General features: G+C 46.0%; 5 protein-coding genes. All 5 read left to right on the plus strand.

Annotated features, from left to right (window positions below):
- On the plus strand, nt 1–273 hold a 273-nt coding region (locus QZV24_RS09475; RefSeq protein ID WP_294523245.1), incomplete at its 5' end, for an autotransporter outer membrane beta-barrel domain-containing protein.
- A 198-nt stretch (nt 274–471) separates the two neighbouring features.
- Nucleotides 472–801 (plus strand): STAS domain-containing protein, encoded by a 330-nt coding sequence (locus QZV24_RS09480; RefSeq protein WP_290657227.1) that lies wholly within the window; start codon nt 472–474, stop codon nt 799–801.
- Nucleotides 802–877: 76 nt separating this feature from the next.
- Nucleotides 878–3,034, plus strand: coding sequence for a SpoIIE family protein phosphatase (locus QZV24_RS09485; RefSeq protein ID WP_294523248.1), 2,157 nt, complete (start codon nt 878–880; stop codon nt 3,032–3,034).
- A 44-nt stretch (nt 3,035–3,078) separates the two neighbouring features.
- Entirely contained in the window at nt 3,079–5,679 is a 2,601-nt protein-coding gene (locus tag QZV24_RS09490; protein WP_294523250.1) for a SpoIIE family protein phosphatase, read from the plus strand.
- 80 nt (nt 5,680–5,759) lie between these two features.
- The coding region (locus QZV24_RS09495; RefSeq protein WP_294523252.1) for a carboxylesterase family protein at nt 5,760–7,666 on the plus strand (1,907 nt) is incomplete at its 3' end.

The raw sequence follows: 7,666 nt of genomic DNA on the forward strand, positions 1-7,666 counted from the left end.
AAACGGTATCTCACCGATGGCAGCTACGCTCTGCGGCTGGGCGTGAAGCATGCCTTTAGCGGGGCTGATCCACGGCTTACCTACAGCTATGCCGGCAATGAGGCTGACACCTATGAAATGCGGGGCCAGCAGGACAGAACCCACTTTGTTATGTCCATTGGCGGCGAGGCGGAATTTGAGCCGGGCTGGACCCTGTCCGGAGATTTGTCTTTGCAAAAGGGTGCCCATGACAAGGACATAATGGCGGCGGTTACCTTACGAAGAATGTGGTAAACCAAACAGTATAAAAAGATATAATTAAAGCTCGTTATGTAATTTGGATATGGACTTATACTAAATTATGTAACGAGCTATTTTTTATTATTATAAAGGGGGAATTTGGCAAGTGATGTAGAAGTAATTTATATATGATTTTTTAAAAAATGGGTCAGATCAAATTATTATATCAATACAGGAGGAGAGAAATTTATTATGGAAACTGTACAGTATACAACAAGTGAACAAAAAGGTTGGCACATATTATCCCTGACTGGCAGTCTGGATAGAATTACTGCCGAGGAAATTGGCAAACAAGGGGAAAGTTTATTGGCTGGAAGTGAAAAGCTGAGCGTGGATTTAGCTGGTTTGGAATATATTTCCAGTGCAGGCCTGCGTATATTATTGCGATTAGCCAAAAAAGCCAAGGCAGATGGCAAGGCATATTCTATTTGTGGAGCTACCGGCTTTGTCAAGGAAGTATTGGAGGACGCCAATATGGATGTATTGGTGGATATGTTTGATTCTATCGATTCGCTGTCATAAAAAAAAATCAGGTCATGCCCCAAAAGGCATATTGACATATTCATGGGGGCAGATTGTGAAAAGGAGGGTAGGGTCTATGAAGCTTAATATTCAGCAAAAGGCCCTGCTTTTTATTGGTTCGGCGGGGTTGCTGACCTGCTTGTGCTTGGGTGGCTTGCTGCTATCCGGGCTTAATCAGGCGGAGAATATGTTGGATAGTCGTTCTACTTATTTGGTAGGGACTGTTACCGATGAGGCGGAGGATTTTGCTACAGCACAGCTACGACAGCGGATGGAAGCGATTCTTCGCCTAAAGGCACATCGTATCGACTCCATTATGGGTGAAATGGAGGGCGATGTGCTGATACTGGCCGAGAAAATGACTGCGGCGAGTAAAATGACCGAGACCAATTTGCCGGACCGAACTCCGGCGATGCATGATCCCCGTTATGAGGTGGTTCATTCCCGGGAAATGTTTTATTTGCCCGGACCGGAGGGGGATATACCATCCAAACTGGTTCAGCAGGCTTTCACCATGGAACATACTATGGAAAATCTGACTGCAAGCTATGATGTGGTACCTATTTATTTGTATATCGGCTCCAAGGAAGGCTGGAGCATACGGATGGATGTTTTGAACAACGATAAGGAGCAAATCGGGTTGCCGGCGGAAGCCATGACAGCCAGTTATGATGTTCGAGATAGGGCATGGTATAAATGGGGGAAGCAGGCTGATGCGGAAAAGAAAGTAACTTATCCTGTTTATACGCCACTGTACACTGGTTTAGGATCTACCTATCTGGTTGGCTGTGTGATGCCATATCATGATGATAAAGGCTTTGCCGGAGTGGTTGGGATGGCTGTTGAGCCGGGGGTGTTTTTTAAAAAAATTGCCCAGCAGATGCAAAATGATGATGAAATCAGCTTTATCATAAACCAGCAGGGACAGGTAATTTTTTCCTCGTCACAGTTCGGCAGCTTTATGTCCAATCGTCCGGATATTGATTTGCGCCAGTCTGACAACCAGGCTTTGGCGAAGGTAGCAAATGCTATGGCGGCTGGGGAAAGTGGTTCGGGAATTATTGAAGAAAACGGACAGGAATATTATTTGGTATATGCCCCAATTGGGGAGCAGGGCTGGAGCATGGGAGAGCTGGTTGAATTGGAAACGATTTACAATCAGTCCCAAAATATTGGATTGGTTGTGGGACGGGATATGGAGGAAATCAAGGAAATTATTCCATCACTGTTTCCTCGGTTGCGCACCACGATGGCGTGGTCCTTTGGCCTGCTTTTAGTGATGCTCAGCTTGGTTAGCTGGTATTGGGCAAAAAAACTATCCCGACCGATCAAGGCTCTGTCGGATGGCGTAGAACGGGTAGCTAAAGGTAATTTTGATGATAGGCTTGATATTAAAACAAATGATGAAATAGAGGAATTGGCGGGCAGTTTCAATGTCATGACTGATGAGCTGGCTGATTATATCAGGGAATTGAGGAAACTGACGGAAGAAAAAGCCAAGATTACCGCTGGTCTGGATGTGGCGGCAGCTCTCCAGCAGGGTATCCTTCCCAAGGATTTCCCTTCTAATGACCGCTTTTCTCTTTATGGAGTTATGAAACCAGCCAAGGAGGTTGGGGGCGATTTCTATGATTATTATTTCATAGATGAACATCATTTGGTTTTGACTATAGCTGATGTTTCTGACAAGGGGATACCAGCTGCCATCTTTATGGTAGTGGCCAAAACTGTTTTGAAAAACGCTATTCTGGCCCACGGCGAGGGGGATTTGGCCAAGGCAGTCCAACAAGCCAATGATCAGTTGGCAGAAAACAATAATGAAGGCTTATTTGTAACCGTATTTGTCGGAGTGCTGGATATTAGAAGCGGTGAATTGATTTATGTTAATGCGGGTCATAATACGCCTTTGCTGTGCCGGTCGTCGGGTGTTTCTGAACTACCGAAAATGAAGGCCCCGATGCTGGGGATTATGGATGGCTTTAAATTTACCCAGAACAGTATTCAACTCTCGTCAGGGGACTTATTATTTATGTATACTGACGGAGTGACAGAGGCTATGGATAAAGGGCGTCAGCTGTTTTCTTTGGCCCGGTTGGAGCAGGTGTTGACCGAATTGTCAGGAGATGTTCCTCCGGCCACCGTTATTGATACCGTGGCCAAGGCTGTAATAAACCACCGGCAGGATGCTGACCAGTCGGATGATATTACTGTGCTGGCAATGCATTATGTTTAAGTCATACTTCATAACTTGTTATGTTTTAAGGGAGCGGGTTTAAGGTGAGTATTCAACGAAAACTGTTTCTGCTCATATTGGCCGGATGTGGCTTGAGCCTGCTGTTTCTGGTGGGGCCACTTCTCTATGGAATGACTGGCCTGTACGAAGCCATTGATACCAAGGGAAACAATCTGGCTCAGTTGGTTTCTGCGTATACTACGGATTTTGCAAAGGAACAGACCAAGGACCAGTTGGATAATGAAGTAAAAATTCGCGCCGATATAATTGGCTATGAGGCAGGAGCGGTGCAGGAGGATGTGGAATATTTGTCAGGGGAGCTGACCAGTATTCTTAGTTCACCGGAAAAATTTTCACCGGTAACATTGCCAAATGCCTTGTATGATGATGTTTTGGCAGGAACCCCATATGTTCATTACAGTCCAAGATTGGTGGAAGCCGGCGTGTCACCGGAGCTTGAGCAGGAAATCCGGCTGATGTCCAATATAACCAGCAGTATAGACATTATGGGGAAATATTATAAATGCATATGTATTGGTTCAAAAAAAGGCTATGTCATCCGATTGGATATTCCGGAGGAGGATGGCGAGTTGTCCCGGCTAAGTAAAGCCCCGTGGCGTTATAGCTATGATGCACAGGAACGGTATTGGTATCAGTTGGGTGAAAACAGTACAAAGCCGATATTTACACAAGTATATACCGGATCTGACGGCAAGCCGGTGGTTTCTTGTGTACGCTCCTATTATGATAACACCGGACAGGTGGCTGGTGTGGTTGTAGTTGACTGTTCACCTTTTAATTTTTTGCCAATGGAGCAGGGAAATATAACCAAAAGCTTTATACTGGGGCCTTCTGGTGAAGTTCTGATTTCATCCCTGCCCAAACAGCTCCTGGTACCGGATGAAAATAATCAGGATTTGCGAAACAGTTCGGTTGAGGGGTTGGCTACGCTGGCTCAAAATATGATGTCGGGACAGACCGGCTATCAGAAAGTAAGGCTGGACAACGAAGAATATTATCTATATTATGCACCAATTTCCAATATGGGCTGGAGCGTGGCTACGCTGGTGGAAAAGGACATAGTGACTGCAGCTGCTGAACATGGGCAGAAGCGGATGATGAATCGAATGACAGATTTCAGACGAGCCTTCACAATGCTTTTTATAGGCTTTGGGGTAATGGCACTGTTCATACTGGTCGTATTATTTAAATTGGTATCCCATGTCAGCAAACGGGGCGCTGATCATTTTTACCGGCCTATCCAAAAATTGATGGCAGGTACCAGGGCGATAGCTAAAGGGAATTTTTCAAATAAAATTGAGGTAGATACAGGCGATGAATTGGAACAGCTGGCGGACACCTTTAACGATATGACTGAGAAGCTGGCTGGTTATGAACAGGACATTGCCAATACTGTGGTGGAAAATTCACGGCTGGAAGCAGAGCTGGATATGGCGGCCCGGATTCAGGCCAGCCTATTGCCGGAACCTCTGTTGGTGCAGGACACCGTACAATTAGCGGCGGTAATGAGTCCGGCTAAGGAAGTAGGTGGCGATTTTTATAATTATTATTATCTGAATGATGATAATTTGGTGGTAACCATAGCCGATGTATCCGACAAAGGTGTTTCAGCGGCACTATTTATGGCCATAGCCACCACGGTGCTAAAAAGCTGTATTATGATGGAGCTTAAAGGAGGTACCGATGAAGCAGGGCATCTGGCCAGGGCAATAGCTGTAGCCAATGACCAGCTGGTTGCCCAAAATGAAGCAAATTTGTCGGTAACGGCCTTTGTGGGAGTTCTTAACCTGGTTGATGGACGGTTTTCGTATGTCAATGCAGGTCACGCTCAACCGTTTATATGGCATGACAATAAACTGTCTTATTTACCATCCCCGCTAAAAATTCCGTTGCTGGGGAGTATTCCGGGGATTGAATACGAGGAAAAAACAATTCATTTGGCGGTTGGTGACGGCCTGTTTCTCTATACGAACGGCATAACTGAGGCCATGAATGAGTCAGGACAGCGTTTTGCCGGTAACCGGCTGGAAAGGACTCTGGCGGCGATATCATTCTTAGCGGAGCCGGCGGATATCATCAGCACGGTTAGACAGGTGGTAAGCACTCATGTGGGTTCGGCTGAGCAGTCGGATGATATTACCATGTTGGCATTAAAATATATTGAGAAAAAGGACTATGATTTGGCAGTGAAAAACGCAAACTTTAAAGACATCACAAGAGAACTGACAGTATCCGCCTCGGTGGATGAACTGCCGAAGGTTCTGGACTTTATAAGAAAGCTGAATACAGATGCCAATGGATCTGACTTGGCGGGAAAACAGCTCTGCCTGGTGGGAGAGGAAATATTCGTCAATATTGCAGATTATGCCTATGATGAGCCAGGGGGCATGGTCAAAATCAGTGGTAAGATTTTCCACAGCCCAGCTGAAATTGAAATTGCCTTTATTGATGAAGGAAGGGAATATGATCCACTGAAAAATCCAGAACCGGACCTGGAATTGTCCCTGGATGACCGCCAGGTGGGCGGTCTGGGTATTTTCCTGACCAAGAAAAAAGTTGATGATATGACCTATACATATCAGGATGGATGTAATATATTGACCATCAAGAAAAAGCTGACATGAAGAAATAATGTCAGATCCCCCATTAAAAGGATGGGGTATCAGATATGGACTCCATAGTTTTGTAGGGAGGATGGGAATGCATGAAAAACAAGGAAACAAGAGAAATATATTTCTTTAATCGTTTGGCAAAAGTCCTCTGTGCGGATAAGGAAGCTTTGGATGCTCTGAAGGAATATCGTAGTATCGGGGATATTTTCAGGACCTTGCAGGATTATGGATATTTGGTGGGAATGACTTTGGATAGCTATTTGGAGATTGCGTTGAAGGCAGGGGATGATCTCAAATATTTTTTGGATCCGGAAACAGGTGATTTCTCCGACGAAGCGATTGCCAGTGAAGAGGCGGCCGAGTTCAAGGAATCCTTTTTGGAACGCCGCAACCTGATTTTGCAGCTGCTGGGAAGACTCCATACCCCACCTAGGTTTCCCCTCATTGTACCAGTGGAAAACGGCAAGGTGCGTGGCTCACTGGAGCGGCTGCACGGAGTAATTCAGTGGTTTGGTGTTCCCTATGGGGCGTTTGCCGCTGGGGAGAATCGTTGGAAAAAGCCACAGCCAGCGCCGTTTATCGAACGGGTCATGAACTGTACAAAGCCTGGCGAAAAAAATCTGCAATTCTTGGGGGACAAGTCCTTTGGGGTGGAAGGCCGACTGACCCTTAATGTATGCCGCCCTAATTCAACAAAAGACAAGCTTCCGGTCATGGTATATTTTCATGGCGGTGGCTTCCAGATTGGCAGTGCGGAGGAATGGCTGGGAAATAAGTTTTGTGAGACGATTAAAGCGGTTCATGTTGGGGTAGAGTTCCGAATGGGGGCATTTGGATTCAATCCGCTGCCGGCTCTTAATACTGGTGATACGGAGGAGGACAGTGGCAATTACGCACTGTTGGATATTATAGCGGCATTGCGTTGGATCCAGCGTAACATTGAGTCTTTTGGAGGTGACCCAGGGAATGTGACCATCAGTGGCCTGTCCAGTGGCGGGCGCGTCGCCGTTCTACTGATGATTTGCCCAATGGCACGGGGACTTTTTCATCGGATAATTGCTTTTAGCGCTGGTTTGACACTTACCGATCCAGAACCATCCCGAAAAATATTTGCTCAGAAATTTGCACTATTGGCGGTGGAGGATCATATGCGGGAAACCCAGGAAGAGGCGGAGGCATGGTTGTTATCTGAGACGGAGGAGGATCGAAAAACGGCCAGAAATTGGCTGATGGGGCTCGCTGAAACGCGTGTTATAAGCTTATTTCCAATGGCGGGCGGCCGCATGGCAGATTTTCCTCATTTATATCGGGATGGGAAGGTCCTGCCGGAAACAGGGTTTGATACAGCTGATTTGAAGTCGGTTCCCCTTTTGGCCTTTTGCAGCTCGGACGAATTCAGTGTATTCACTGGTGTGGATTCGTGGTTCAAACAGCGCTACAGGGATGACCCGGCCGATGAAGCTTTGGATCGGGATAAGGAATTATGCACAAAATATGGCAGCCTGCTTTTCAGACATTTTAGTTCCCACCAAATGGCCAAAGGGCTTTACCCACATTTGAAGGCGCCTATTTATGTAGGTAGATTTTGTTACGGACATAACGCCAAGAACTTTAGTGAGGAATTCGTCCATCGTTATGGGGCGTTGCACGGAGTATATCTGTCCTTCCTGTCAGACCAATACAAATTTCCTTGGAAGCGAGAGAATGACTTCTTCGAGAATTTTGGTGCTGAGTATTTGGGGACGCAGTTATTTAAATATATTGAGCAGTTTATGCAGAAGGGCGACCCGAATTTTGATGATGAAGAAACGCCTTGGTTGGCTTGGACGCCAACGAAACAGAATGAGCTGCATTTTGATGGTGATCATGACATCGGCTATGTGAAGGCTGAGGAGAATACATTCAACTATGAGGATGTATTCGCCCAGTATGATGCCGATTCATCAGTTTCAAAAGAAAGCAAAACAATCATTGCAAAACGGGTAATTGGTGGCCGCTG

The organism is uncultured Anaerovibrio sp. (assembly GCA_902786545.1).
Classification (GTDB): Bacteria; Bacillota; Negativicutes; order Selenomonadales; family Selenomonadaceae; genus Anaerovibrio.